Source organism: Candidatus Paceibacterota bacterium, assembly GCA_035546035.1.
Taxonomy (GTDB): Bacteria; Patescibacteriota; Minisyncoccia; order Phycocordibacterales; family UBA6065; genus UBA6065.
This window is the reverse complement of the sequence record DASZXC010000008.1, coordinates 219637-242455: the sequence shown is the minus strand read 5'-3', so window position 1 is coordinate 242455 and position 22819 is coordinate 219637. Positions and strand designations below refer to the sequence as shown.

The 22819-nt window shown below is 55.5% G+C and carries 28 protein-coding genes; 5 read left to right on the top strand and 23 right to left on the bottom strand.

All coding sequences use genetic code 11. The features are described from left to right. Positions 1-47: 47 nt before the first annotated feature. The 17 genes from ligA to pilM all read right to left on the bottom strand — a co-directional run bounded on the left by ligA (position 48) and on the right by pilM (position 13953). Positions 48-2075: an NAD-dependent DNA ligase LigA gene (ligA, locus tag VHE10_02720; GenBank protein ID HVU06677.1), complete on the bottom strand. Its 2028-nt coding sequence runs from the start codon at positions 2073-2075 to the stop codon at positions 48-50. 32 nt (positions 2076-2107) lie between these two features. After that, on the bottom strand, positions 2108-2668 hold the full coding sequence (locus VHE10_02715) for a hypothetical protein (protein HVU06676.1): 561 nt from the start codon (positions 2666-2668) through the stop codon (positions 2108-2110). A gap of 1 nt (position 2669) precedes the next feature. Then, positions 2670-3215 carry a prepilin-type N-terminal cleavage/methylation domain-containing protein gene (locus tag VHE10_02710; protein HVU06675.1) on the bottom strand — a complete coding sequence of 182 codons (546 nt, stop codon included), beginning with the start codon at positions 3213-3215 and terminating at the stop codon, positions 2670-2672. A 15-nt stretch (positions 3216-3230) separates the two neighbouring features. Next, the gene (locus VHE10_02705; protein ID HVU06674.1) at positions 3231-3815 is read right to left on the bottom strand and encodes a prepilin-type N-terminal cleavage/methylation domain-containing protein; all 585 of its coding nucleotides are present in this window, start codon (positions 3813-3815) and stop codon (positions 3231-3233) included. Positions 3816-3818: 3 nt separating this feature from the next. Next, the gene (locus VHE10_02700) at positions 3819-4397 is read right to left on the bottom strand and encodes a prepilin-type N-terminal cleavage/methylation domain-containing protein (GenBank protein ID HVU06673.1); all 579 of its coding nucleotides are present in this window, start codon (positions 4395-4397) and stop codon (positions 3819-3821) included. Positions 4398-4404: 7 nt separating this feature from the next. Next, a complete protein-coding gene (locus VHE10_02695; GenBank protein HVU06672.1) occupies positions 4405-5214 on the bottom strand; it encodes a prepilin peptidase in 810 nt (269 codons plus the stop codon). A 1-nt stretch (position 5215) separates the two neighbouring features. After that, positions 5216-5602, bottom strand: a complete 387-nt coding sequence (locus tag VHE10_02690; GenBank protein ID HVU06671.1) for a prepilin-type N-terminal cleavage/methylation domain-containing protein — start codon at positions 5600-5602, stop codon at positions 5216-5218. Between the two features lie 6 nt (positions 5603-5608). Then, complete coding sequence (locus VHE10_02685; protein ID HVU06670.1) at positions 5609-6037, bottom strand: type II secretion system protein; 429 nt, start codon at positions 6035-6037, stop codon at positions 5609-5611. Positions 6038-6110: 73 nt separating this feature from the next. Then, complete coding sequence (locus VHE10_02680; protein HVU06669.1) at positions 6111-6566, bottom strand: type II secretion system protein; 456 nt, start codon at positions 6564-6566, stop codon at positions 6111-6113. Between the two features lie 202 nt (positions 6567-6768). After that, complete coding sequence (locus VHE10_02675) at positions 6769-7980, bottom strand: type II secretion system F family protein (protein HVU06668.1); 1212 nt, start codon at positions 7978-7980, stop codon at positions 6769-6771. 6 nt (positions 7981-7986) lie between these two features. Further along, entirely contained in the window at positions 7987-9054 is a 1068-nt protein-coding gene (locus VHE10_02670) for a type IV pilus twitching motility protein PilT (protein HVU06667.1), read from the bottom strand. Beyond that, on the bottom strand, positions 9054-9470 hold the full coding sequence (locus tag VHE10_02665) for a response regulator (protein ID HVU06666.1): 417 nt from the start codon (positions 9468-9470) through the stop codon (positions 9054-9056). The genes VHE10_02670 and VHE10_02665 overlap by 1 nt, the downstream gene beginning before the upstream one ends. Positions 9471-9493: 23 nt before the next feature. Further along, on the bottom strand, positions 9494-11203 hold the full coding sequence (locus VHE10_02660) for an ATPase, T2SS/T4P/T4SS family (GenBank protein HVU06665.1): 1710 nt from the start codon (positions 11201-11203) through the stop codon (positions 9494-9496). A 37-nt stretch (positions 11204-11240) separates the two neighbouring features. Further along, positions 11241-11579, bottom strand: a complete 339-nt coding sequence (locus VHE10_02655; protein HVU06664.1) for a hypothetical protein — start codon at positions 11577-11579, stop codon at positions 11241-11243. Position 11580: 1 nt separating this feature from the next. Further along, entirely contained in the window at positions 11581-12114 is a 534-nt protein-coding gene (gene pilO / locus VHE10_02650; GenBank protein ID HVU06663.1) for a type 4a pilus biogenesis protein PilO, read from the bottom strand. Next, positions 12111-12779 carry a hypothetical protein gene (locus tag VHE10_02645; protein ID HVU06662.1) on the bottom strand — a complete coding sequence of 223 codons (669 nt, stop codon included), beginning with the start codon at positions 12777-12779 and terminating at the stop codon, positions 12111-12113. The genes pilO and VHE10_02645 overlap by 4 nt, the downstream gene beginning before the upstream one ends. 40 nt (positions 12780-12819) lie before the next feature. Then, entirely contained in the window at positions 12820-13953 is a 1134-nt protein-coding gene (pilM, locus tag VHE10_02640) for a type IV pilus assembly protein PilM (protein HVU06661.1), read from the bottom strand. A 59-nt stretch (positions 13954-14012) separates the two neighbouring features. Between pilM and VHE10_02635 the strand changes: the two genes are divergently transcribed. After that, entirely contained in the window at positions 14013-14681 is a 669-nt protein-coding gene (locus VHE10_02635) for a phosphoribosyltransferase family protein (GenBank protein HVU06660.1), read from the top strand. On the opposite strand, the gene VHE10_02630 is transcribed toward VHE10_02635, so the two are convergent. From VHE10_02630 to VHE10_02620, 3 genes are read right to left on the bottom strand one after another with little or no spacing between them, the layout of a single operon-like run. Further along, positions 14656-15579 carry a matrixin family metalloprotease gene (locus VHE10_02630; GenBank protein ID HVU06659.1) on the bottom strand — a complete coding sequence of 308 codons (924 nt, stop codon included), beginning with the start codon at positions 15577-15579 and terminating at the stop codon, positions 14656-14658. The two genes, VHE10_02635 and VHE10_02630, sit on opposite strands and share 26 nt — an antisense overlap. Positions 15580-15591: 12 nt before the next feature. Continuing rightward, entirely contained in the window at positions 15592-16335 is a 744-nt protein-coding gene (locus tag VHE10_02625) for an NADAR family protein (protein ID HVU06658.1), read from the bottom strand. 3 nt (positions 16336-16338) lie between these two features. Beyond that, positions 16339-16587 (bottom strand): YdeI/OmpD-associated family protein, encoded by a 249-nt coding sequence (locus VHE10_02620; GenBank protein HVU06657.1) that lies wholly within the window; start codon positions 16585-16587, stop codon positions 16339-16341. Between the two features lie 255 nt (positions 16588-16842). On the opposite strand from VHE10_02620, the gene VHE10_02615 reads away from it, so the two are divergent. Then, on the top strand, positions 16843-18057 hold the full coding sequence (locus VHE10_02615) for an acyltransferase (protein HVU06656.1): 1215 nt from the start codon (positions 16843-16845) through the stop codon (positions 18055-18057). 159 nt (positions 18058-18216) lie between these two features. Then, positions 18217-18633, top strand: coding sequence for a hypothetical protein (locus tag VHE10_02610; GenBank protein ID HVU06655.1), 417 nt, complete (start codon positions 18217-18219; stop codon positions 18631-18633). Between the two features lie 170 nt (positions 18634-18803). Here the strand turns inward: VHE10_02610 and VHE10_02605 are convergent, their stop codons facing one another. Both VHE10_02605 and VHE10_02600 read right to left on the bottom strand, forming a co-directional pair. Next, positions 18804-19652 (bottom strand): hypothetical protein, encoded by an 849-nt coding sequence (locus tag VHE10_02605; protein HVU06654.1) that lies wholly within the window; start codon positions 19650-19652, stop codon positions 18804-18806. A gap of 4 nt (positions 19653-19656) precedes the next feature. Further along, positions 19657-20046 (bottom strand): hypothetical protein, encoded by a 390-nt coding sequence (locus VHE10_02600; protein HVU06653.1) that lies wholly within the window; start codon positions 20044-20046, stop codon positions 19657-19659. A gap of 250 nt (positions 20047-20296) precedes the next feature. Here VHE10_02600 and VHE10_02595 point away from each other — a divergent pair, with 250 nt between their 5' ends. Both VHE10_02595 and VHE10_02590 read left to right on the top strand, forming a co-directional pair. Further along, complete coding sequence (locus VHE10_02595) at positions 20297-21631, top strand: DNA methyltransferase (protein ID HVU06652.1); 1335 nt, start codon at positions 20297-20299, stop codon at positions 21629-21631. After that, a complete protein-coding gene (locus VHE10_02590) occupies positions 21589-22308 on the top strand; it encodes a hypothetical protein (protein ID HVU06651.1) in 720 nt (239 codons plus the stop codon). The genes VHE10_02595 and VHE10_02590 overlap by 43 nt, the downstream gene beginning before the upstream one ends. Here the strand turns inward: VHE10_02590 and VHE10_02585 are convergent. Beyond that, positions 22246-22803 carry a hypothetical protein gene (locus VHE10_02585; GenBank protein ID HVU06650.1) on the bottom strand — a complete coding sequence of 186 codons (558 nt, stop codon included), beginning with the start codon at positions 22801-22803 and terminating at the stop codon, positions 22246-22248. The genes VHE10_02590 and VHE10_02585 overlap by 63 nt on opposite strands. Positions 22804-22819: the final 16 nt, after the last annotated feature.

The following is a 22819-nucleotide window of genomic DNA, read 5'->3' as shown; positions in this document are numbered from 1 at the left end:
GTATGATTATCGCACAGAAACGGCGACTGAATTATCCACAACCTATTTTATGCACCGACAAGGAGCCTGAATCCTGCTTCATCGATGACTCTGACGCCGAGCAAGCGAGCTTTTTCGAGCTTTGATCCCGCATTCTCGCCCGCCAAGACATATGACGTCTTCTTGGAAACAGAAGACGATACGTCCCCGCCGCTCTTTCGTATCAATTCTTCGGCATCGGCGCGTTCAAGCGTCGGCAGGGTTCCCGTCAGAACGAAGGTCATCCCCGCCAGCTTCCCTCCGGTATGCGGCGTGACTTTGGCGATGCGGACCTGGGTCAACAATCTATCGAGCATCTTCCGATGGTTTTTGTCCGAGAACCATGCCGCCAGAGATTCAGCGACCACGGGACCGATGCCTTCGACGCTTTCCAGGTCTTGGCGCGAGGCATTGCGGATCTTTTCAATCGTCTTAAAAGTATCAGCCAATAGATGCGCGGTCTCTTCGCCCACATGGTCTATGGAAAGCCCAGTAACGAGCCGTGCCAACGTCGTGTCGCGCGCCTTATCTATGGATCTGATCAGATTATCGGCAGATTTTTCAGCGAATCGCGGCAATGCGAGCACATCGCCTTTTTTCAGGGTGAAAAGATCGGCGAATGTCGCGATGAGTCCGGCATCGAGGAGCGCGTCTATGACCGCCGGGCCGCAGCCGTCTATATCTATCGCCGCTCGCGACGTGAAATAGCGCAACTTGCGGCGCTGAAGCGTCTGCGAATCGCGGACGACGCATCGATGCGCCGCCTGGCCCGGGATCCGCTCGATACGGCCGTCGCCGCCGCACTCTTCTATATGCGTCGGGAAAACGAACGCTCTTTCTTTACCTGTGCGAAGCTCGATCACCACTTTGACGATGTCGGGAATGACGTCTCCTGCTTTTTGCAAGACGACCGTATCCCCTATGCGCACGTCGAGCCGCTTTATCTCGTCCTCGTTATGGAGCGTCGCGCGCGAAACCGTCGTGCCGGCGACCAAGACCGGGCGCAGAACGGCGACAGGCGTCACGACGCCCGTGCGGCCGACCTGGAATACGATATCTTCGAGCACCGTCGTTACCTGTTCGGCCGGGAATTTGAAAGCGATGCCCCAGCGCGGCGCCTTGCCCGTATATCCCAAAGCCTCCTGGAACAGCCTCTCGTCCACCTTTATGACCACGCCGTCTATCAGATAGTCTTCTTTCGGCGCCTTCTTCTGCCATTCCTTCCAGTACGCGATCGCTCCATCTATATCTTTGACATGGCGGCGATGCGGATTCACCTTGAAACCGAGTGATTCGATGAGGTCGAGCTCTTCGTGCTGGGATGCAGGCATTTTCCCGTCGATGCGCGCGATGTCGTATACGAAATTGTCGAGCTTTCGCGCCGCAGCGATCTTCGGATCAAGCTGACGGATCGAACCCGCCGCCACGTTGCGGGGATTCGCGAATAGAGGCTCGCCGCTCTTCTCGCGCTCGGCATTCAGACGCTTCAGATTCGATTTCGACATCCAGACTTCGCCTTCGACGATGATGTCGAAGGGCTTTTTGAGGCGCAGAGGCACGGCCGCGATCGTACGCACATTCTGGGTCACGTCCTCGCCTATCGTGCCGTCGCCGCGCGTCGCCGCCCGAACCAGGATACCTTTCTCATATTCCAAGACGATCTTAAGGCCGTCTATCTTAAGCTCGCATTCGTATGAAGGCGCGAGCTCTGCGCCGTCTTTACCTCCGACGTCCGCTTTGATGAACTTTCGGACGCGCTCGTCGAAGTCCTTCATGTCGTCTTCGCTAAAAGCGTCGTTGAACGACCACTGCGGCACCTTGTGGGTCACCTTGGTGAATTCAGGGAGCGGCGCTCCGCCCACGCGCTGGGTCGGCGAATCAGGGGTCTTGAGTTCCGGATACGCCTCTTCTATGCCCTCAAGCTCCTTTACGAGGCTGTCATAGGCCGTATCCGATATCTCGGGCTTGTCGTGGGTATGGTAAAGATGGCGGTGATATTCGATCAATTCCCGCAACTTTCCCGCGCGTTTTTCCGTATTTTTAGGCGCCTGAGCCATACACCTAGATTACGATTTTTAGGCTCCAAAGACTAGTATGTGATCTTCAAAGCTCGCTCCACCCTGTTTGGATCAGTAGTCGCCGAGCACGGCAAATTGTACCCTCGCGAATCGATCACGGTCTTTTGAATGCCAGAGGAAGAGTCTTTGACCACCGTCACGATCGCGCAGTACTGCGGGCCTACGCTCGGGATATTGAGCGTGAATTGCGTCACGGCTGAATTGCTCGTTCGCGCCACGGGATAGCCGGAATACGCGACGTAATTCGATACGTTTATGGTCTGCGCCGCCTGTCCTGCAGCGTCTACGCAGTCAGGGCTCGCCGGCGACGGAGTTCGGTCGCCCGTGGAAGTCGCGAAGACGTCGACGCCCTTGAAATCCCAATATAGGGCGCACTCGGCGCCCGTGTCGGCGGCATAGAATGCGAACTGCGATTCACGGCCGGAAGCCGACAATATGAGCTCTTTCACCGTCAGGTTGAATATGGAAATGCCGACGGCCAGAAGCACGCTCGATACGAGGACGGCAAAGAGCATGGCAAAACCGGCCTTCTGCGATGGAGTCCTATTCTGGATCAGAGCATCTGTTTTCATGCTAGAAGTTGAATATCGTCTCGCGTACCGTGAACGTTCGGACCGGCAGGAAGAGATTCGTCGCCCACGACACCGTCACGGTCATAGTCGCCTCTTTTGCCGAAGCGCGGTTGTCTATGGATATCGAGCGAGTGAATTTCGTCGCGCTGCCGATACCGTAGCCATAGAGGCCGCTCGACGGATCGAACGAGACCTTGTCGCAGGCGCCGCCCGGGCACGACTGCACCGCGCCCGTCGCGAGAAAATCCGTCTTTCGCGCGTCTATCTCGCACGCTTCCGAGCCGCCGCTCACCATGCAGGCCGAAAGCCCGTTGAGCCATGCGGCGCCAGTGATGCGGTTGGTATCGCGGGCATTTCGGACGTATTCGACCGCTTCCTGCGCCAGATATGCCGCGATGATCTGGTCTTTGGCGTATACGGCGGAGCCGAGGCCTTTCTGCGCGATGATGAGAGGCCCTGTGACCGCAAGCGAAAGTATCGAGATCGCCACCATGGCCTCGACGAGCGTGAATCCTTTGTTGCCTTTGTTTTCAGAGCGTTTTTTCATACGGAGGATCGCATGCTATGAATCGATGGCGCGCTGGGTCACCATGGTCTGGATGTTGAAATTCGACTGGGTCGCGCCGGATCCCGAATATCCCTGGACCGTGACGACGACCTTCGGCTGCTTGCCGTCGCCGGTTCCCGATCCGGTCACGTAGAACATAAGGGACGTCACATGGACTTCCGTCGCGGTGATGGCGTAGTCCGAGGTCGTGTTGTCGTATATCTTCTTCATGATACGCCCGTCCTGGAGCCTGTATTCTATCTGATCGTTTATTCCCGACGGGTCATAGACGGCATCGCCGGAAACGTCGCGATTCGCCTTGAACCTGAATACAACATCGCCCGAGGCGCAGTCAGAGGGGCTCGAAAGCGGTACCGACGCCCCGCAGGCATAGCGCGAGCCGAGGCGCATGTCGCGCATCATGCTTTCGAGGGCGAAGTTCAGGTTCGTCATCACCGACTTTATGGCATGAGTCTTCTTGTTCGCCGCGACGATCGAGAACACCGACCCGGTCGCGATGAGCATCACCATGGCGAATATGGATACCGAGACGAGAACCTCGATGAGCGTGAATCCCTGATTGTTCGCGCTATTCTTCATATGTTAATTGCAGACGCCCGAATCATCCGTTCCAACCGATATCTGCCCCGTAGACTCGACCACGATCTTCCTTTTCAGGTTCTGGGGCGAGAGGACGCAGACCTCGGCCTTGCCGTAGAAGGGAGACGTTGCGGCGTTCGCCGTTATGAACGCGTCCGGTTCGGGACGGACGAACGTGATGTCCACGGTCGTCTTCGAGCAGTCGCCGTCTACGCATATCTTGGACACCCTGTTACCCTTCGCGACCGAATATGCTTTGACTATCGGATCGCTGCCGTCATATATATGCATCGAACCGCCGGCCTTGTCTTCGAATATGGAATACGAGGTCGGGGTCGAAGTCTTGAAGCTGACGCCATAGCCCGAATCGAATGCCTGGGACGAATCCTGCCTGACAGAGATCCCGTAATATTGCGCCTGGCGTATGGAGAGAGCGATCTCGTATGCGAGGTTGGTGAGGAGCACGCTGCCGTTGAATTGAGCATTGCTGAAAATGGCTACGGTCGTTATGACCGTGAATATGCCGATCGAGACGAGAAGCTCGACGAGGGTGAAGCCCTGTTGGGAATGATCCGAAACCATGCCTCTATTATAGCGCCAAATACGCCAAAATAGACTGCATATCTATGAATCCGAAGAATACGACAAGAAATCCTATGACCAAGAACGGCCCGAACGGTATCTCGCTTTTCATGCCGAGCGCCGCTCCCTCTCGACCCTTTTTCGACACCCTCTGATATCCCATGGCGGCGAGCGATACGACCGCTCCGGCCCAGAAGGATATGAGGAGCGCCGCCAGCCCTTGGACCAAGCCGAGCGTCCAGCCTATGGAGAGCGCCAGCTTTCCGTCGCCCAGACCCATCCACCTGCCTTTCGATACTTTCCAGAAGAACCAGAAGAAGAGGAAGAGCGCCGGACCGCCGATGACGCGCATGAAATCGACCGAGCCTGTCGTAGCGGAATCGACGGCGACGAGGCCGAGCGCCGCGAATCCCGCGAGGTACGAAAAAAAATCAGGGATTATTTTATGCTTGAGGTCGTATGCGACGATGACGACGTAGAGGCACAGGAGGATGGCGGTGAGGGCGAATGCGGCGAACGGCATCGCGCCGGAAAGCGCGCCGGGAACCATCGTATATGCCGCGATGAACGCCATGCCGCCCGCGATCTCGACCAGCGGATACTGCGGCGATATGCGCGAGCCGCATTTTCTGCATGCGCCGCCTTGGAAGGCATAGCTCAATACCGGAACGAGCTCGCTCCAGGTCAATTCTTCCCCGCAGGAAAAGCATCGCGACCTGCCGTCGGACACGGTCATGCCCGTATTGAAGCGGAGAATGACGACGTTCAGGAAGCTTCCGACGATGAGACCGAAAACGAATACGGCGAGATATTCCATATTACTGCGGAGGGAGCGCCTTGTAGTTCGCCGACGGACCGCTCGTGCACGACGCCGAATCTGCAGGGACGGCGCCTTCGAGCGTCACGCCGAGGCAGTACGTATCGGTCCCCTGCGCGTATTCATAGGAAGAGCCGAGAGGGTCGGTCGGGATCGACGGCAGGTATTTCTGGGCCTCGAGCGTCGCAAGGTCTGACGGATAGGCGCGGTTGACGTCGTAATAGAGCGCGAGGCCGATCTGGATCTCTTTCATGTCGGAGATGCGGCGCGTATCGCGCGCCTTCGAGCGCGACGCTGTCGTAGAATCTATGACGATCGCCGTAAGGACGCCGACGATCGAGAGCACGATGAGTATCTCGACGAGAGTGAAAGCGCGAGTGTTTCGCATGGCAGGTTATTGGCAGACGCCGTTCGCGGCATTGACCGTTCCGGCCTTGAACCAGCCCTGGCTGTTGTCGGTGCACCACGTGCCGCCGCCCTTCAATGCCGAAACCCCGACCGCCCATTTGCTGCCCGTCGAATCGGTCGCGCAAGTCATGGTCGCGCCGGGAGCGGCATTCGAAAGCACGTTCGCGCGGATAGCGGCGAATTGAGTATCCGCGAATACGCCCGACGTGCAGGCCGAAAGGCTTGTCCCCAAGTCTGTGTTGGAATCAAGGTAATTCTGCGCCTGGGTATGCATCTGCTTCATCGCCGCCTTCACTGCCCCGTCGGCGCCCTTGGTGCGGGCCGCGGAGAGCGTGGATATGACGACTGACGACAAAAGCGAGATGATCGATATCACGACCAGGAGCTCGATCAGGGTGAATCCTCTTTTGATCATGCAGATATTATAAACAATGCTCATGCAAAACAAAACCACCCCGTGAGGGGCGGCTTTGCGTAAGAGGATCCGATTACTGGCAGGCAGAACCGGTGATAGCAGCCGATTCCTGCTTCGAAGCGCCCGTCGAGTCTACGCACCAGTACTGCCCGGTGTTCGAAACGAGGCGAGCCGAGATAGCCCAAGCGGTCGCCGGGTTCGCGTTGGTACCGCAGATGACCTGCGTCGCGCCAGAGGTGTTCTTCACGCCTGCGATCTGATTAGCGATGGTCGAGTCAGCGGCGAACATGGTGCCCGAAACTACGCACTGGCCGTTCGACGTTGCCGCCGCCGCAGCACCGTAGTTGCCGTTCGTATCGTAATAAATTTCAGCCTGCGGGCGGATAGCCGCGAGCTGCGACTTGATAGCCGCATCAGAACCCTTTCCTCGAGCCGTATTGAGCGATGCCAAGACGACAGACGAGAGGATGCCGATGATAGCGATCACGACGAGGAGTTCGATGAGAGTGAAGCCCTTTGTCTTGTTCATATCTATCTTTCTAAAAGTGATCTGATAATGCGGACCGATTCCCGCTCCGCTCAAAGGCTCAAAAATAATGCTTCAAGCAGAATCCTTCAACGCTTGGGCGGGCCGGGAAGCGACCGAAATGGGTCCATTCCGGTCTTTCAATTATACAAAACGCTTTTTTTCACGCCTAATAGGCCGTGGGGATAACCGGATATCGGGACGGCTACGAGATATTCGAGGAGATGTTATAGATAGGAATGAGGACCGACGCCAGAAGGAAGCCTACGCCGAGGCCTAGAAGCACGATCATGGCAGGTTCTATGAGGTCGACGAGCGTATCCACGGCGTTCACGACCTCGCGGGCATAGAACACCGAAAGAGTCTTGAGAATCTTGCCGAGCTCGCCCGACTCCTCGCCCACCTTGATCATCTGGAGCATGATGCCGGGAATGATCCGCTTATTCACGAGCGCGTCGGATACGGATTTGCCGCCCTTCACGTCTTCGGTCGCGTCCATGAGGACTTTCTTATAGACTTCGTTCCCGACGACGTCGGCCGTCAGCTCGAGCGCGCGCACCATAGGGATGCCGGATACGAGCATAGTGTTCATATTATCGGATATGCGCGACAGATAGAGCTTCTGATAGAGGTTTTTCACGAAAGGCATCTCGATTTTAGCATTGTCGAGAGACGTCTTCCCTGCCGGCGTGCGGAGGAAGCGATAGAGGAAGAATCCGCCGATGATGGCCGCGACGAGAAGGAATATGCCGTAAGTGACGAGGAGATGCGAGAAGCCGATGACGATCTTAGTATATATCGGCACCTCCTGGCCCGACTCGGTGAGGATGGTGCTGATCTTCGGTATGACGACGGTGAGCATGAGTATCATGACCGTTACGAACGTGAAGATGACGAAGGCAGGATAGATGAGTGCGTTTCGCGCCTTGGAGTTCACTTCATATGATCGGTCGAGGTGGTCGGCGAGAAAGATGAACACCTCGTCGAGCTTGCCTGACTCTTCGCCCGAACGCACCATGTTCGTATAGAATTCGCTGAATATCTTCGGATGCTTGGCAAGGGCTTTCGATATCGAGGAGCCCGCCTGAAGGTCGTCAGCGACCTCGGTGAGGGCGCGGCCCAGCGCGCGATTCTCCGTTTCGGATGCGATCAGGCGGAAGACGCGGAGCGCCGAGACCTGCGCCTCGAAGAGCGTCGCGAGCTGGCGCGAGAGCACGACGACCTCCTTATTCGAGACGCCGGAGAAGAGGGATATCTCGCGGCCGAAGAACGAGCCGCTCTTCTCGGCAGGATTCACTTCCTTGATGACCAGTCCTCGACGCTGCAAAGAGGAGATGGCGACATCCAAGGATATAGCGTCTATGGACCCCTTCGATTCCGCCCCCTTGTCGTCTACCGCTGTGTAATTAAAAAGCATGGCGCGTTACATGAGCCTTTCCAGGACCTTCGGATTCGGCGAAAAGAGATATGCGTTCTCTGCCGTGATCTCCCCCTTTCGGACGAGCTCGGCGAGCGACCTGTTCATGTCTATCATTCCCTGGTCTACGCCCGTTTCGATGACGGTGTTGATCTCGTGGACGCGCTTCTCGCGGATGAGATTCTGGACGGCCGGCGTCGAGATGAGCAATTCGTATGCCGGGACGAGCCCGCCCGAAATGGACGGGATGAGGCGCTGAGAGAATATGCCGGTAAGCGTCGCCGCGAGCTGGATGCGGATCTGGTCCTGCTGGTTCGCCGGGAACGAGTCTATGATGCGGTTTATGGTCTGCGCCGCATTATTGGTATGCAGGGTCGAAAGGACGAGATGGCCGGTCTCTGCGGCGGTCACGGCTGTCGCCATGGTGTCTATGCCGCGCATCTCGCCGATCAGGATGACGTCCACGTCCTCGCGGAACACCGACCGGAGGGCCGAGCCGAAATCCACGGTGTCAAGGCGCACTTCACGCTGGTCTATCATGGACTTCTTCTGCTCATACACGTATTCGATCGGGTCTTCGATGGTGATGATGTGCTCGGCGCGGCGCTCGTTGATGCATTCGACCATGGCGGCCAAGGTCGTCGTCTTGCCGTGCCCTACGGGACCGACCACGAGGAAGAACCCCTGCTGTTTCTCGCAGAACGTCTCGAGGATCGGCGGCAGATTGAGCTCGCCGAACGACCTGATCTTCTTAGGAATGAGGCGGAACGCGAACGAGATATTCCCCTGCTGGAAATAGCCGTTGCCGCGGAAGCGCGCCTTATCGTGATAGTCGTATGAAAAATCTATCTCTTTATTCCTTTCGAAGAGCTCCTGGTCTTCCGCCGAGAGCACGACTTTGAGGAATCCGAGCATGTCCTCTTTGGTGAGCACCTTGCGATTCATCAAAGGGATAAGGAATCCGTTCACGCGCACGGTCGGATAGCGGCCGACGGAAAGATGCAGGTCCGATGCGGCCTCTTTCATCACCGTCTCTACCAGCTCTTCGAATTCTTTTTTATAGTCGAGTGCCATTATTTCTTCCCCTTCTTGACCGCGTATATCTTTTCGACCTCATGGAGGACTTCCGACGGGATAGTCGCCGCCTTGACGATATAGCCGTCGACGCCGAGCTCTTTCGCGCGCTCGATATCCGACGACTGGCTCTGATTCGTGAGCATGACGACGACGGATTCGGGAGCGAGCTTCTCGTCGCGCACGGTCTTGAGGAGCTCGAGGCCGTCCATGTACGGCATGACGATGTCGAAGAGCATGATGTCGGGCTTGAACCCTCCGCGGAGCTTGTCGAGAGCGGCCTGCGAGCCTACGCCCGTATCGACGTCGTATCCGTTATTGGAGAATTTGAGCGAGTACATGCCCAAGAGGAACTTGTCGTCGTCGACGATGAGCACCTTTATGTTTTTCTTCGGAACGTTCGCTGCTGGCGGCATAGGACTATTATATACCAGAATATTTAGAGCTTATTCACTTCGCTCCACGGGATCTCGCCCTTGAAGGCTTTGAGCATGGCGTCTTCTTTCATGGTGATCATGCCCCTGCCGCGCGCGAGCTTGTATATGGCGTCTTCGGTGGCGTTCGAAAGGATGGCGCGCTCGAGCTCGTGGTCCATTTCGACCACCTCGGCGACGGCCATGCGGCCGCGGACCCCGTTCGGGCAGACAGAGGAAGCCTGGGCTTCGAGGACCGCCTTGGGCTTGACCACCGCTTTCTTGAATTCGGCCGGAAGATCGGAGAACTGCTTGTCTATCATCATGTCTATCGCCCCTTCGACAGGGAGCTCCTTGCCGCCTTCGCATATGCGCGACGCTAAGCGCTGGGCCATGCTCAATATAAGCGTCGGAGCGATGAGGTATGGATCGACGCCCATGTCTATGAGGCGCGGGATGACGCCGATCGCCGTATTGGTATGGATCGTCGAGAGCACGAGATGGCCGGTGAGCGCGGCCTGGATGGCGAGCTGGGCCGTCTCCTTGTCGCGGATCTCGCCCACCATGATGATATCGGGGTCCTGGCGGAGCGTGGTGCGAAGGCCGGACGCGAACGTGTAGCCGATCTCGGGCCGGACCTGCGACTGCGACACGCCTTCCATATTGTATTCGATCGGATCTTCGAGCGAGAGCACGTTCTTGGCCTCGTCGTTTATCTCGTTGAGCATCGCGTAGAGCGTCGTGGACTTGCCAGAGCCCGTAGGGCCTGAGATGAGGATAAGCCCGTAAGGGCGCTTCATAGCGGTCCTGATGGCCGTGAGGTTCCGATCGGAGAAGCCGATGTCTTCGAGCGATTTGATCCCCCTTTCCTGGTCGAGGATGCGCATCACCACTTTTTCGCCATAATATGCCGGGAATGTGGAGACGCGGAAGTCTACTTTTCGGCCCTCGATACGCGCCGAGAAGCGCCCGTCCTGCGGCTTTCGCTTCTCGTCGAGCTTCATATTCGAGAGGATCTTGATGCGGGCCATGACGGCGTCGTGGACTTTCACCGGGAGGACGAGCGAGGTGTGAAGGTCGCCGTCCACGCGGAAGCGGACGCGCACCTTGTCGGAAAGCCGCTCGACATGGATATCCGACGCGTTGCCTTCGACGGCATAGCGGAGCATAGTCGCCACGATCTTCGTGACCGGAGCGTCTTCGATGATGCGGGTCTCACCCTTCGAAGGCGCTTTGTCTTCAGGGGCGCCGTCGCCGTCTATGTCGGCAATGTCGGTCTCGAGCTCAGAGAGCGCCTTGGTCACTTCGCCCGAAAGGCCTTTATAGAGCGTGAGCGCGCTCTTGAAATCCGCCTCTGATATGAGGAAGACCTTGAACGGCATATTGACCTTGGCCGCGATAAAGTTCAGCGCGTCGCGCGCCTCGATGTCGTCAGGATCCACCACGCCGACTTCGAGCACGTTATCCTTGACCGCGACCGGAACGAACTGATAATGGTTCGCCGATTCTTCGGGGATGAATTTGAGTATGTCGAACGGGATCGTCTGGTCTTTGAGGGATCTCACCGGCACGCCGAGATACTCGCCCTTGGCAGCGAGGAGCTGGTCGTCGGATATGCCCTTCTTCTTGAGGATCGCTTCGACGGGCGCGCCCGTCATACGCGCCTCTTCAGAAGCCGATGCGGCGTCCTTTTTCTGTATGACCTTATTGTTTACGAGTATGTCGAGTACGCTCATACGATATGAAATGCGAGACGGAAACGGCAGGGGCAGGCTATCGGACTGTGCTCGTCGCAGCCGTCACCCCGCCGTCTATAGGCGCGAACGGATTCGGCCTGCCCGGCGCCTGCGGCGGGATGACTTGGCCGAAATCCTTCAGAGAGAGCCATGCTGGGCTCGAGAATATCGCGTCGTCGAGACGGAGCTTTTTGAGCTGGCGGAGCGTCGCGAGGAGGTCGCTGTCCACAGAGACGGTCGAGGTGGCGATGAAGTCTTCGACCAGAAGGTCGCTAGACGACCTGTCGCGAGTGGTATAGAGATAGCCCGCGACGCCGACCGCTATGATGAGCGCCAGGGCTATGAAGAGATTCCTTTTGCTTGATCCGTTGCTCATATTATTTTAGCCAATAGGTCTTTACGGTGACATTGTAATCATAGAGCTGGTTCGTATCGTTCACCGAGAACTGCGCCGCGGTGACGTCTATGACGCGAAGGCTCTTTTCGAGATCGTGAAGGAATGCCAGGAACGTGTTATACGGCGCCGTCGTCGTGAACGTGAGCGTCAGCGTGCCGTACGGCGTGAGGTCCTTGCCGATGGTGTCCGTCTTGGCTCCCGTATCGGTCTTGAAGTTCCTGATCCTCATGCCGTAGTTTCGCGCCATGTTGTCTATGTCTATGATGAGGCGGATGTTGTCGATGTTGTCCGGGAGGAGCTTGGACAGCTTGTCGAGGTCGCCTTTGTCCATCTGGTTGAACTTCTCGAGGAGCTTGTCCCTCTCGGCCTGAAGCTCTTTCGAATTCGAGAGAGCCTTGTCATAGTCGGCTTTATCCACGCGCAATCCCTGGACCTTGGTATATGTCGGGTCTATATAGCCGAAGAAGAGGCCGAATGAAGCGAGTATGAGTACTATGGAGATGATATTGCTCATTGGGCTTTGCTATTAGAGGTCGTCGTTCCCGAAGCCTGCGCCGTCGAAGCAGTAGCGTCCGCAGGCGCGGTCTGAACAGGCTGCGCCGACGCTATGGACGAGAACGAGACGAGGCTCGGATCGAGGACGGTCGAGACGCTGAACGATACCGTCCCCTGCGGATCGAGAGCGAGGTCGGAGATGATCGTGCTAGAAAGCTTCTTCTGAGCATTGAGCAGATCGGATTCGAGGGCGACCGCGGCATAGCTCGTCGCCTGCCCTTTCATGAGGACGACGATCTTGTCGGGAGATATATATGAGAAATTGAAGTCCTTGAAGCGGACGCTCTTGAGCGTCACGCCGCCGAGGAAATCGAAGAACGGCGTCACCGCGAGGTGCGACGCGAGGAGCTTCTTACCCGTCTCTATGCGCGAGTCGAGGCGGATGATCTGGTTGATGATATCGGGCTCGAACGCTCCGCGAGCGCGGTCGAGGGATGCCTTGTCCGTATCTATCTGCTGATTGAGGAGCTTCTGGTAGAAGAATATGCCGCCAGAGACCGCGACGGTCACGATGAAGAGCACCGTCGCGAGGAGGGAGAAAAGGCCGATAGACGAAGATGACCTCGTCGGAGCGGCTACGATCGGTTTCTTGGGTATGAAAGATGTGCGGAATTGGGGATCCATCGGAATTATTATACTACGCGACCCTCGTCCGCTATCCCCATTACTCCGACTCCTGGAGCTTTCGGAGGGCGATCCCTATGGCGACGGCGAATTCCGGACCGGCCGTGCGGAGAACGGGTTCCAAAAAGGCGGGAGATTCGGTCTTTCCGAACGGGTCGCCGAGAACGACTTCGGTCTGAAATTTGACGCGGGCTAGGTCGAGGAAGCCTTTTAGGAGCGAGCCGCCGCCCGTGAGTATGACTTTCGATATGCTCTTATTGTATTTGCGCTCGTAGCTGCCGATGACGCGATTCGTCTCCGAGAAGATGTAGTCGAGGTTGAGAGTGATGACTTCTTTTATATTCTGATTGTCCGGTTCGGACGAAAGACCGATGGTCCGTTTTATGTGCTCCGCGTCCCCTATCGACGATCCGAGCGAGCGCGACAGCGCGAGCGTGATCTCCTGCGAGCCGCGGTTGATGGTGTGCGACGCGCGCAGTATGCCGCGCTCGATGACGTAGAGCTTGGTCGAGCCTGCGCCCATATCGAATACCATGACCGATTCGAGCCCCTGGTCCACGACGGAGCGCATCGAGCTGAATATCTCGATCTCATAGAACGACGCGGCGACTTCGGCGCTCTGCGATATCTGATTGAGGCGATTGAGGACGTCGTTATGGATGACGACGAGGAGCACGTCCACACCCTTGTCCTGCGGAGCTGCGCCGGAAGCGGGAGCCTTTTCGAATTCGGAGAAAGAGCTCTCTTCCTTCGGGATGACCCACCAGTCGAGGGCGACTTCGGCTATCGGAACCGGGATGTATTTGCGCGCTTCGATCGGGATCATAGTCGCAAGCTGCTTCTGGTCCATATCCGGCATGCGGATGAAGGAGAGCAGGCTCGACGCGGCGGCGATGGAGATGCCGCACGAGCGCGTCGTCACGTTCGACTCCTTGAGGAGGTCGCGAAGGGCTTCGACGATCTTTTCGTTCGGCAGATTCGTGGCGCGGCCGATCTCGACGCCCGCGTACGGGCCAAGGGCCAGTTCGCCGTACGTTTCGAGAGTCGCCTTGCCGCCTTTCTTGCGGAGCTGGACGACTTTTATGGAGGAAGAGCCGATGTCTATGCCGAGAACGCTCTGTCCCGTATTCTTAGAAAGGCCCGAAAACAGATTTTTAAGAAAAGAAATGGCCATACGGTCCGATTATACCACTGCTTCAGTTTTTATTCAGGCCGTTTAGGTATGGTTTCTGAATGCTCAAGCTATTTAAATCGATTCTTGTATTAGCAGCCGATGTCGTCGCGCCGGCGGATCCGGACATAGCGGCGATAGAGCGCATGACGACGGAGGAATTCCTGAAAAAGGCCCGGCCGGACGCCGCGTCCGGCCGGGCCGAGCATGACGGCGTCATCTCGCTGTTCCCCTACCGCTCCGCCGCCGCCAAAGCAGCTCTCGTGGAGATCAAAGAACGCTCCAACCGCCGTATCGCCGACCTTCTCGGAAAGATCCTCTTCGACGAGCTTAAAGCGATGGAAATGCCTGAAGGATCTATCGTCATCCCCACTCCCATAACCAAAAAGAAGCGGCTCACCCGCGGCTGGAACCAGTGCGACCTCATCGTCGAAGGCTTGGCCCGAGCCGACATCCACGACCGGTTCGAAGTACGGACGGATATCCTCATAAAGACTCGCGAGACCGCCGATCAGGTCGGCAAAAATAAGATAGAGCGTTTCGAGAACGTGCGAAACACGCTCGCCATACAAAGATCGCGCGGGGATCGCGGCGCGCCGCCCTTCCTCGCGGGCAAGACCGTCGTCGTCATAGACGATATCGTGACGACGGGAGCGACGCTCGGTGAGGCGAGGCGCGCGCTGGCCGAAGGGGGCGCAGAAAAAATCATAACCCTTGCGCTGGGACGATAGCGCAGGCGGATTTCAATGCGGCGATATCTTCGACCGAAGGCACAAGAGACGTCCCCTTGTTCAGATAATACATGATCGATTGCGGATCGTCGTTGTGATCTATGCCCAGAGCATGCCCCAATTCATGCGCGAGGAGCCTGACGAGCCGCGTCTTGCCGTCGAATTCATAGACATCGATCCTCTGCCCGGCCGCGTCGGAGACGTAATCGCCCTCTTCGAATTCCTTCTCCGCCGACTGGTTTATCTTGTCTACGGTTTCGTTCGCCGAATTCACGAGCCAATTGTATTTGTCGATAAGAGCGTTTATCTGATCGCCTAGGCCGTTCAACGCATCGGCCTTGGCATTGACCCGATTCCGGAGAGCCTCGAGACGGGCTTTCTCGGCCTGGAGCCGATCATATTCGGCCTGCGGAGCGCCGCCCTCCGCATTCCAGCGGGCGGTCTCTTTGTTGTATGTCGTAAGACTCGCTTCGAATTGCGAAGAAAGGTTTGTGTATTCGCTTTTATCGGCCGCATATTCGTCTTTCAGCGATTGGAACTGGGCCTTGATCGCATTCGCCGAGGCGACCGTATCATCTATGTTCGCGGACAGGATCTTATTTTTATCTGACATCGCCTGGCGGACGTCATAGATAAGATTTACCGGCAAGGCGCCGGCCGGATCATATGCGAAGAGGTTCCCCTTCCTTCCGAGATCATGGAACGGCTTTTCCCAGACCGCTTCCGCGGCGGCTATGTCCGCGAGGAATTCGTCTCTGCCTATGCCGAATCGGGAATCGAAATCGCCGATCTTGTACGTTAACGCCGACGAGCACGGGCTCTTCGTCAGGATGAAGTATGTCCCGGCGAACAAGCCTCCGGCGACGGCGAGCAACAGGACGTTCTTAAGGAGACGCATGCATCGATTATATCAGCGCGCGTCTTTGTCAGACGAGGCGCCAGAAGGATCGCCCATATCCCGGCCCCACTGCCAGCGCGGCTTTTCGCCGGTTCTGTAGGCGATGAAGATCATCAGAAACGTAAGAATCGCCGCCGAAATAGCGAACACGGATGCCGTTTGGCGCGATGACGCCTGTCCGTTTATAAAAAAGGATAAGCCTATGAGGGCAGCGACATACCCGAACGTGACCGCCCAGCCCTGCCATGTCACCGGGGTCCAGCCCCAGCCGAATATCTTGCGCCTGAACCAGATCTTCTTTTGCGTGTTTTTCATATATGAATTCCTTATGTCCATCCATATCTTGCCGACCATATTCTGTCCGTCCTTATTCGGACCGATTCCCCAGAAACTATCCGCGGGAGAGTTCTCTATTATAGTACGCTCACCCGTCTCGATCAGAGTCTCTCGGACATCGGCGTGTTGCGAAACCTTTGCCTTGAGTATTTCCTCCATGACCGAGACTTTCCTTTCATTCCAATCTGCGGAACGATCGGCTTTGGAAGCCTTCGCGATAGACTTCGCTTCGTCCGGACTCTTCGCAGAAAAGATTCTCTCCGCTATGTCCGGACGGATATAGGAGAATTTCTTCCATTGGAACGCATGCTCTGCGGTCGGAAACTCCCTGCCCCAGAGAGCGATCGCGTGAGCGGAGAAATTATCGAGCGCCTGGAAGCCGTCGATAGGAAAGATGCTTTTGTCGAGATCCGGCCGCATATATCAGCGATGAGGGCATCCCGCCCAGCAGCACGGCCTGCGCTTGCCTTCGACGAGCTCCTCGCGGACCCTCCTCACATGATTGTCCCTCGTCTCTTGCTTCTTGACCGACTCGACCCAGCAGATCCATTCGTTCCTCGCGAGGGGCGTGAGGCTTTCCCACGCCTCAAGAGCCGCTTTGGATGAAGCAAGGGCTTTCCGCATATCCCGGGGCAATGTATGCACGACGCCTTGTGATATTCTCTTGGCCATAGAGGCATTCTAACAGACCTAGCCTGTCCCACCACAGCAGGACAGGAAAGCGATCCTGTGTATGGCCGCGGGCATCAGGCGACCGACCCCGATGCCATGCCGGTAACCCCCCCATCGAGCGCGTGAGGCCGAGAGGCGGGGGCCGCTTTCCTCGGCCTTATATTGACAAAATTGTATTATAGATGTATTCTTTGATGCATACTCGATACCGTCGCATGGTGCGGCGGAACGTGCCAGTTCTTTTACAGCTTCATTATGAAAAGATTCTATTGTCCGGAACTGGACGCGCTCCGGTTTTGGGCATGCGCGTCCGTCTTTTCCCTGCATGCGTCTGTGCAGTTCATGGGAAAAGGAGGATTCGTCGCCAACCTGCCGCCGGGGCCGCAGCGCCTGCTCGCCGCGATCATCCGTTCCGGATCGATCGGCGTCGACCTGTTCTTCTGCATCAGCGCCTTTCTCATCACCACGCTCATCCTCAGGGAACGCGAGATGCGCGGAGGCGATTTCCGTCTCGGCGATTTCTTCTGGAGGCGCGCGCTTCGGATTTGGCCATTGTATTTCGGGTTCATCCTGGTGTTCATGGTCTGGCAGCCGCTCGAACCGGGCATCCGCAGCGTCCACATAGTCATGAACCTGCTCTTCCTCGGCAATTTCTCGTTCATGCTCTTCGGCATAAACGGGACGACGGGCCACTTGTGGACCATCGGCATGGAGGAGCAATTCTATTTCGTGTGGGCGCTGACGCTGAAGTTCAAGCCGAAAGAGATCGGGATCGGCAAGCTCTGCGCTTACGGCCTTCTCTTCTCGGCGGCGTACAAGGCGTTCTGCGTGTCCAGAGGGATAGGCCTGTGGATCAATTCTCCGGCGCGGCTCGACGCGATCTTCGCCGGAATATGGTTCGCCGATGCGATCAGGAAACGCGGATGGGCTCCATCAGGGCGCGTCCGGCTCCTGCTTCTGTCGGCGGGACTGATCGGGCCTCCGTTCCTCTTCCTATTCATGGATTCCTTCCAGCCTTGGGGCACCAGGGTCGCATGGGGAGCGTTGACGTTTTACCCGCTCGCGGCCCTTTGTTGCCTATGCCTGTTCGGCGCAGTTTACGGGCAACGGCTCGTGAAGGTCCCGGAATCATTATCCTACCTCGGGAAGATCAGCTACGGCCTGTACGTATTCCATCCGCCGGTCTTGTTCGCGGTCGATGCGCTCCTTCCAGACGCAGGGACCAGGGATTTGTGGGTGCGCATCGCGCGGGCCGGATCCTTCGTTGGGCTCTCGGCGTTCGTGACGCTCGCCCTCGCGATGGCATCTTATCGGTGGTTCGAGCTGCCGTTCCTGAAGCTCAAAGACAGGTTCTCGACGGTGCCTTCAGGCGATCTCCCTGACGGATCAGGTTCGACAAAGCGAACGATGCGGCCGGCCTCGGCTGCAGAAGCGCAGAATCCGGCACCGGCAGAAGCGACCGGCCTATAGGCCATTCATAGTTCTTTCTCAGAGCCCGAGTTCTTCTCGGGCTTTTTTATACAACTAGCCGATCACGCAGCCCTCCTTTCTCATCTAAGTTTAAAAGCGACCCTTAAGCTGTTTTTGACTTTGCACTATGCAGTGCTAATCTTTCTTTAGATCGATCTTATGAAAAACAAACTGCTCAAATCTATTGGAATCGCCATTCTCCTGGCTTCGATTTGCGGAGCTTTGTTGATTATCGGCGTCAATTGGAAATATGTCGCGGCCTTGCTAGTCGTCCTCATTGGCATCATCGGAAGCTCGATAATGTTCCATGCGGCGAGTCCCGGCAAGAAAGACAAAGAAAAGGAAACGGGCAGCGAAGAGAATCTTTGCGCGCTTGTCGGCAAGACGGTACGTGTCGACCTCATCGACGGCGAAGTCTGGGAAGGAAGGCTCGTGACAGATCCCGATAATGGCGAAAGATTTATCGTACTCGAGGATGCGCGGCAAGACAACGATTCGGATATAGTCGACAGGATCGCGCTCCCGTCCCACCATGTCGAGAAGATCAGGACGCAAGACCTCGATAAAGTGACGTAAGTCTTTTTTAAAGGCGAAACACCGCTTACGCGGTGTTTTTTCTTTACAGCGAATGCCATTTTCGACATGAGGGACTCATCGGATATCTTCCTTGTTGCGGTGATGGCGGGTTAAGTAAATGTAGGCCCAACCGTTGTAAGGGTATTTTAGCACCATTTCGCCTCTGCAATTTAGGTACGTGGGTTGGGGTCCTGTGGTTTATATTCCTGAGATTGGTGCACGGTGCCAGGCGGAATCTTTTTGGGAACTATCTTGTAGCGAAGCTTGATGAGCGTATCTCGAAACATCGGGTAGGCGCGGCCCAGCTTAATCCCAAAATAAAGACGCTTCAGCCTATCCTTCCAAGTATCGGTACGAATAGAGAATGTGGCCTCTGTCGAATTTCCTTGGAACCTCCAGAAAAAGAAGGTCAGGATCAAATTAGTTCCCTCAACCGGAAATTGAATATGTTCTGGCGCATCAGGAAACAAATGAGCGTTCCACTCAGGGATATTGAAGGCCGCATATCCATTAGATATGTAGATCACACAGTTGATGTTATCGCTTGGCGCAAAGGAAGGGCCGAGTCCAAACACAATCTCTTCACGCCCATTACCAGGCTTCGGTACCTTAGCGGGCGGATAATTTATTTGCCAGCCTGTGATACTAAAAAACATCTGCGGCTCCTTAATCTTTTTGAAAGGTCGAATGTAGGCGCGCTTGCTTATGTGCTTATGACCATCCTGTTTCGCGGGGTCTTTGTATGTAATAGCCCCATCTTTGTGATATGAGATCTCGATCTGATCCCCTTGAAGAGGCATTCTTGGCCCATCTTGCCCAAACTTCTTTCCGGTAACGGTATCAACCATCGGACTCGGGCCATACTTCAGGCCTGAATATTTTAAAATAAGCTTGATCTCGTTCATCTCGCCGTCGACCAAATCGACCATGAGCTTCACGAGCTGGTGAAAAGTCCTGTCGTTCGCCTGAACGTAGAACTGGGTTATGAGGCTTTTGCGTTTGGGTTTTTCTGGAGGCATAAATTTATCGAATACCAACGCGGCGCAACAGCCACCCCACGAATAAATAGCTAGCTATACCCACGAGAGCGAGATAGATATCGGCCCAATCGCTCGTGAATATGCCGAGACCGAATATAGATACTATGGCTAGCAACGATCCCCAGTTGATAATCCTATAGAGGACCTGACCAAGCATCTTCCAGCGGCCTGTGAAGAGGTATTCAGCAAAAGCCATGAACAAAATCAAGAGAACGATACCGATTACAGCGAGCCAGTGTTGAGCAAGAAGTTCACGTACCACTCCCCAGATCATCTCGGCGGCCATTTTAGTACCCGACGCAAAAGCATCGATCATCATTTTGGCGACGTCTCTTGGAAAAGTCTTTGCGAAATCAGTGCTGGTTGCGTTCACGGGATGGTAAATGAGACAAATGAGACACACGTAGGTGCCATGGGCCTTATTTGCCCACACACTCTACTCCTTCCGAGGGAAAGAACAAATTCGACCCCTCCCCGCTATACTTAATATGCGAGGTTAAGGATCGGCATATGCGCATACGCCGAAATCGAGAGGGGTCTCACCTTAGCTGTACCACCTAAATTGTAAAAGGATTCATCAAACACATATGACCTCTTATCACGTCGGTTAAGCCAGTAAAAATATGTCTATAGAAACCATGAAGGTAGACCATGTTCCATCGAGCGTCTTGAAAGTGCCTGAGTATTACGTCCGCAAGCATTCGACCGAGGTAGCCGAACAGCTCAAGGAGTCGCTGAGGAAGTTCGGATGCCTCAATCCACTGCTCTGCAACAATGCCCCAAGCCGAGAGAACGTCATCCTTGGCGGCGTATTCAAATGGGAGATGATGAAGGAGCTGGGCTTTGAGACCGTCCCCGTCGTCTCCGTTAACATTACCGATCTCGACAAGGAGCGAGAGATCTCCCTCCGCTTGAACAAAGCTGTCGGCGAATTCGACTTCGAACTCCTTCAAGAGCATTTCGACGAGATCTTCCTTCAAGACGTCGGCTTCTCGTCAGAGGAGATCGACAATATCTTCGGTGAGGACGAGAAAGAAGAGATCTTCGACCTACAGAAGGAGCTGGAGAAGCTCGATATAAACAACATCGAGATAAAGAAGGGCGACGTCTACGATCTGGACGGCTCAAAGCTTATGTGCGGCGACTCGACTATCGAGGCCGACATGCTGAAGCTCTGCGGAGACGAGAAGATAGACATGGTCATGACCGATCCACCGTACATCCTCGACTACCTGCACGGCAAAGGAAAGAACGGCGAGGCCACAACGGGCTTCGGAACCAAGAAGAACCGTAGGTACCTCGAGACCGAGTCCATTCCCGACGATTTCACCGAGCTCTGGATGGGAAACGTCGCTAAAGTACAGGCCGAGAACTTCTCGATCATCGTCTACGAGAACTGGAAGAACATTCCCGTCATATGGTCCGAGCTAGCCAAGCATTGGAAGGTCAGGAACATGCTCGTCTGGCACCTCCCCAACAGGAATCAGGGCTATGCGGGCAAGCTCAAGTTCTTCTCCAAGCACGACATAGCCATGGTCGGGACGAGCGAGGAGCATTCTGGACTCAATCTCGAGCCAGAGGACGATTCGCTTCTCGAGAACGAGTATCAGACCGCCCTCTTCGCCATCCAAGGCAAGCCTCAATGGGAGGCGTACGGTAAAGGCAACAAGTACTGCCCGACCGACTTCATCGAATGCGTTGCTTCGGACGAGAAATCGTCCGGCCAGAGCATCATCTTCGGCACGAAGCCTGTCGAGATACTGATCCCGTACATCAAAGTTCTCACGAAGCGTGGCCAGCTCGTCCTCGAGCCCTTCGGAGGAAGCGGATCGACGCTTATAGCCTCGACACGACTCAAGCGCCGATGCTTCCTCATGGAAAAGTCGCCCGTCTACGCAGAAGTAATTAAAAAACGATGGGAGAATCTAACGGGACTCAAGGCCACGAAGATTCAATAAAGCATCGCAGAGCCTCTATCGCGGCTCGCCAGAGAAAAGAGAAGACTTTCCTTCTCGAGAAGCTCCGCGAGACACCCGTAATAGAGGTCGCGTGCAAGAAAGCGGGTATATCCCGTGCGACCTTTTACCGTTGGTATCACTCCGACAAGAGGTTCAAGAAGATGGCAGATGAGGCTGGCGAATACAGCCGACGCTTCATGAACGATATGTGCGAGTCGCAAATCATCTCCCTTATCCGAGAGAGAAAGATGCCCGCCATATCGTTCTGGCTCAGTCATAACGACCCAAGATATATGAAGGCGAAAGAAGTAAAACCCCATCAAACAGTAGATCCCGCAAAAGAAACCACTACGATAGCAACCGAGAACGTACGTAACTTTCTGATCGAGGGCGACAAGATGATAACCCGATGGTTCATGCAGAAATACATGCCGAATGACTATGGGACAACACCTCGTGAGAAAGAATTACTAGAGAAGCTCGACTTCCACAATGCAATGCAAGGTCATGTAGATATAAACACCCTCTCACTGAATATCCAGAAGGCTCTTATGGAACAGCGAGAGAAGGATCTTCAAGAACTCATTGCGAGCAAACCCTACCGAGACGCCAAGCTAGCGGAACTTCGTCAGAAGATAGAAGATGAGAATAAGAACCAGTATAAACCCCGTCACTGAAATGGCCGCGATTCTATCTGATTTCTTCTCCTCCGGACTCTTCTCTGTCTTAGGTTCAACAATCTCCTTAGATTCCTCTTGAACTGGAAGATCCGCCCCGCAGTACCTGCACTTGATCGCCTCCTTCTTAACAAGCTCGGCGCAATGGATACATTTCTTCATTCCCGCCTCGACCCTGCTCTGACTAGGCTTAGAGACTGCTACCGCCACAAAACCAACAAGAGGAGAAAAAACCATGGAGACAAAAAATCCAAGGAAGAATCCTCCCGCAGTTTTTCTGTTGCTCGCATACGCGCCCACCAACATAGACAACCCTAACCAAATAAAGAAAAACATATAAGAGCCTGCTAACTGGTAATCCCGGAAGGCTCTTTGAATACAAAAAGCCCCACACCAGGTGATAGCCCGAAGGCTATCCATACCAGTTTCCTGATATGACCGATTAAGTAGCCCTGATGGGGGCCTTTTTATACTTAATCGGATTTCCTTCGCCATGCCGCCGATTTCTCGA

Bases quoted from the DNA above. Each gene is read 5' to 3' on its own strand.
- ligA (HVU06677.1), bottom strand. From the start codon at position 2,075: ATGGCTCAGGCGCCTAAAAATACGGAAAAACGCGCGGGAAAGTTGCGG.
- VHE10_02715 (HVU06676.1), bottom strand. From the start codon at position 2,668: ATGAAAACAGATGCTCTGATCCAGAATAGGACTCCATCGCAGAAGGCC.
- VHE10_02710 (HVU06675.1), bottom strand. From the start codon at position 3,215: ATGAAAAAACGCTCTGAAAACAAAGGCAACAAAGGATTCACGCTCGTC.
- VHE10_02705 (HVU06674.1), bottom strand. From the start codon at position 3,815: ATGAAGAATAGCGCGAACAATCAGGGATTCACGCTCATCGAGGTTCTC.
- VHE10_02700 (HVU06673.1), bottom strand. From the start codon at position 4,397: ATGGTTTCGGATCATTCCCAACAGGGCTTCACCCTCGTCGAGCTTCTC.
- VHE10_02695 (HVU06672.1), bottom strand. From the start codon at position 5,214: ATGGAATATCTCGCCGTATTCGTTTTCGGTCTCATCGTCGGAAGCTTC.
- VHE10_02690 (HVU06671.1), bottom strand. From the start codon at position 5,602: ATGCGAAACACTCGCGCTTTCACTCTCGTCGAGATACTCATCGTGCTC.
- VHE10_02685 (HVU06670.1), bottom strand. From the start codon at position 6,037: ATGATCAAAAGAGGATTCACCCTGATCGAGCTCCTGGTCGTGATATCG.
- VHE10_02680 (HVU06669.1), bottom strand. From the start codon at position 6,566: ATGAACAAGACAAAGGGCTTCACTCTCATCGAACTCCTCGTCGTGATC.
- VHE10_02675 (HVU06668.1), bottom strand. From the start codon at position 7,980: ATGCTTTTTAATTACACAGCGGTAGACGACAAGGGGGCGGAATCGAAG.
- VHE10_02670 (HVU06667.1), bottom strand. From the start codon at position 9,054: ATGGCACTCGACTATAAAAAAGAATTCGAAGAGCTGGTAGAGACGGTG.
- VHE10_02665 (HVU06666.1), bottom strand. From the start codon at position 9,470: ATGCCGCCAGCAGCGAACGTTCCGAAGAAAAACATAAAGGTGCTCATC.
- VHE10_02660 (HVU06665.1), bottom strand. From the start codon at position 11,203: ATGAGCGTACTCGACATACTCGTAAACAATAAGGTCATACAGAAAAAG.
- VHE10_02655 (HVU06664.1), bottom strand. From the start codon at position 11,579: ATGAGCAACGGATCAAGCAAAAGGAATCTCTTCATAGCCCTGGCGCTC.
- pilO (HVU06663.1), bottom strand. From the start codon at position 12,114: ATGAGCAATATCATCTCCATAGTACTCATACTCGCTTCATTCGGCCTC.
- VHE10_02645 (HVU06662.1), bottom strand. From the start codon at position 12,779: ATGGATCCCCAATTCCGCACATCTTTCATACCCAAGAAACCGATCGTA.
- pilM (HVU06661.1), bottom strand. From the start codon at position 13,953: ATGGCCATTTCTTTTCTTAAAAATCTGTTTTCGGGCCTTTCTAAGAAT.
- VHE10_02635 (HVU06660.1), top strand. From the start codon at position 14,013: ATGCTCAAGCTATTTAAATCGATTCTTGTATTAGCAGCCGATGTCGTC.
- VHE10_02630 (HVU06659.1), bottom strand. From the start codon at position 15,579: ATGCGTCTCCTTAAGAACGTCCTGTTGCTCGCCGTCGCCGGAGGCTTG.
- VHE10_02625 (HVU06658.1), bottom strand. From the start codon at position 16,335: ATGCGGCCGGATCTCGACAAAAGCATCTTTCCTATCGACGGCTTCCAG.
- VHE10_02620 (HVU06657.1), bottom strand. From the start codon at position 16,587: ATGGCCAAGAGAATATCACAAGGCGTCGTGCATACATTGCCCCGGGAT.
- VHE10_02615 (HVU06656.1), top strand. From the start codon at position 16,843: ATGAAAAGATTCTATTGTCCGGAACTGGACGCGCTCCGGTTTTGGGCA.
- VHE10_02610 (HVU06655.1), top strand. From the start codon at position 18,217: ATGAAAAACAAACTGCTCAAATCTATTGGAATCGCCATTCTCCTGGCT.
- VHE10_02605 (HVU06654.1), bottom strand. From the start codon at position 19,652: ATGCCTCCAGAAAAACCCAAACGCAAAAGCCTCATAACCCAGTTCTAC.
- VHE10_02595 (HVU06652.1), top strand. From the start codon at position 20,297: ATGTCTATAGAAACCATGAAGGTAGACCATGTTCCATCGAGCGTCTTG.
- VHE10_02590 (HVU06651.1), top strand. From the start codon at position 21,589: ATGGGAGAATCTAACGGGACTCAAGGCCACGAAGATTCAATAAAGCAT.
- VHE10_02585 (HVU06650.1), bottom strand. From the start codon at position 22,803: ATGGCGAAGGAAATCCGATTAAGTATAAAAAGGCCCCCATCAGGGCTA.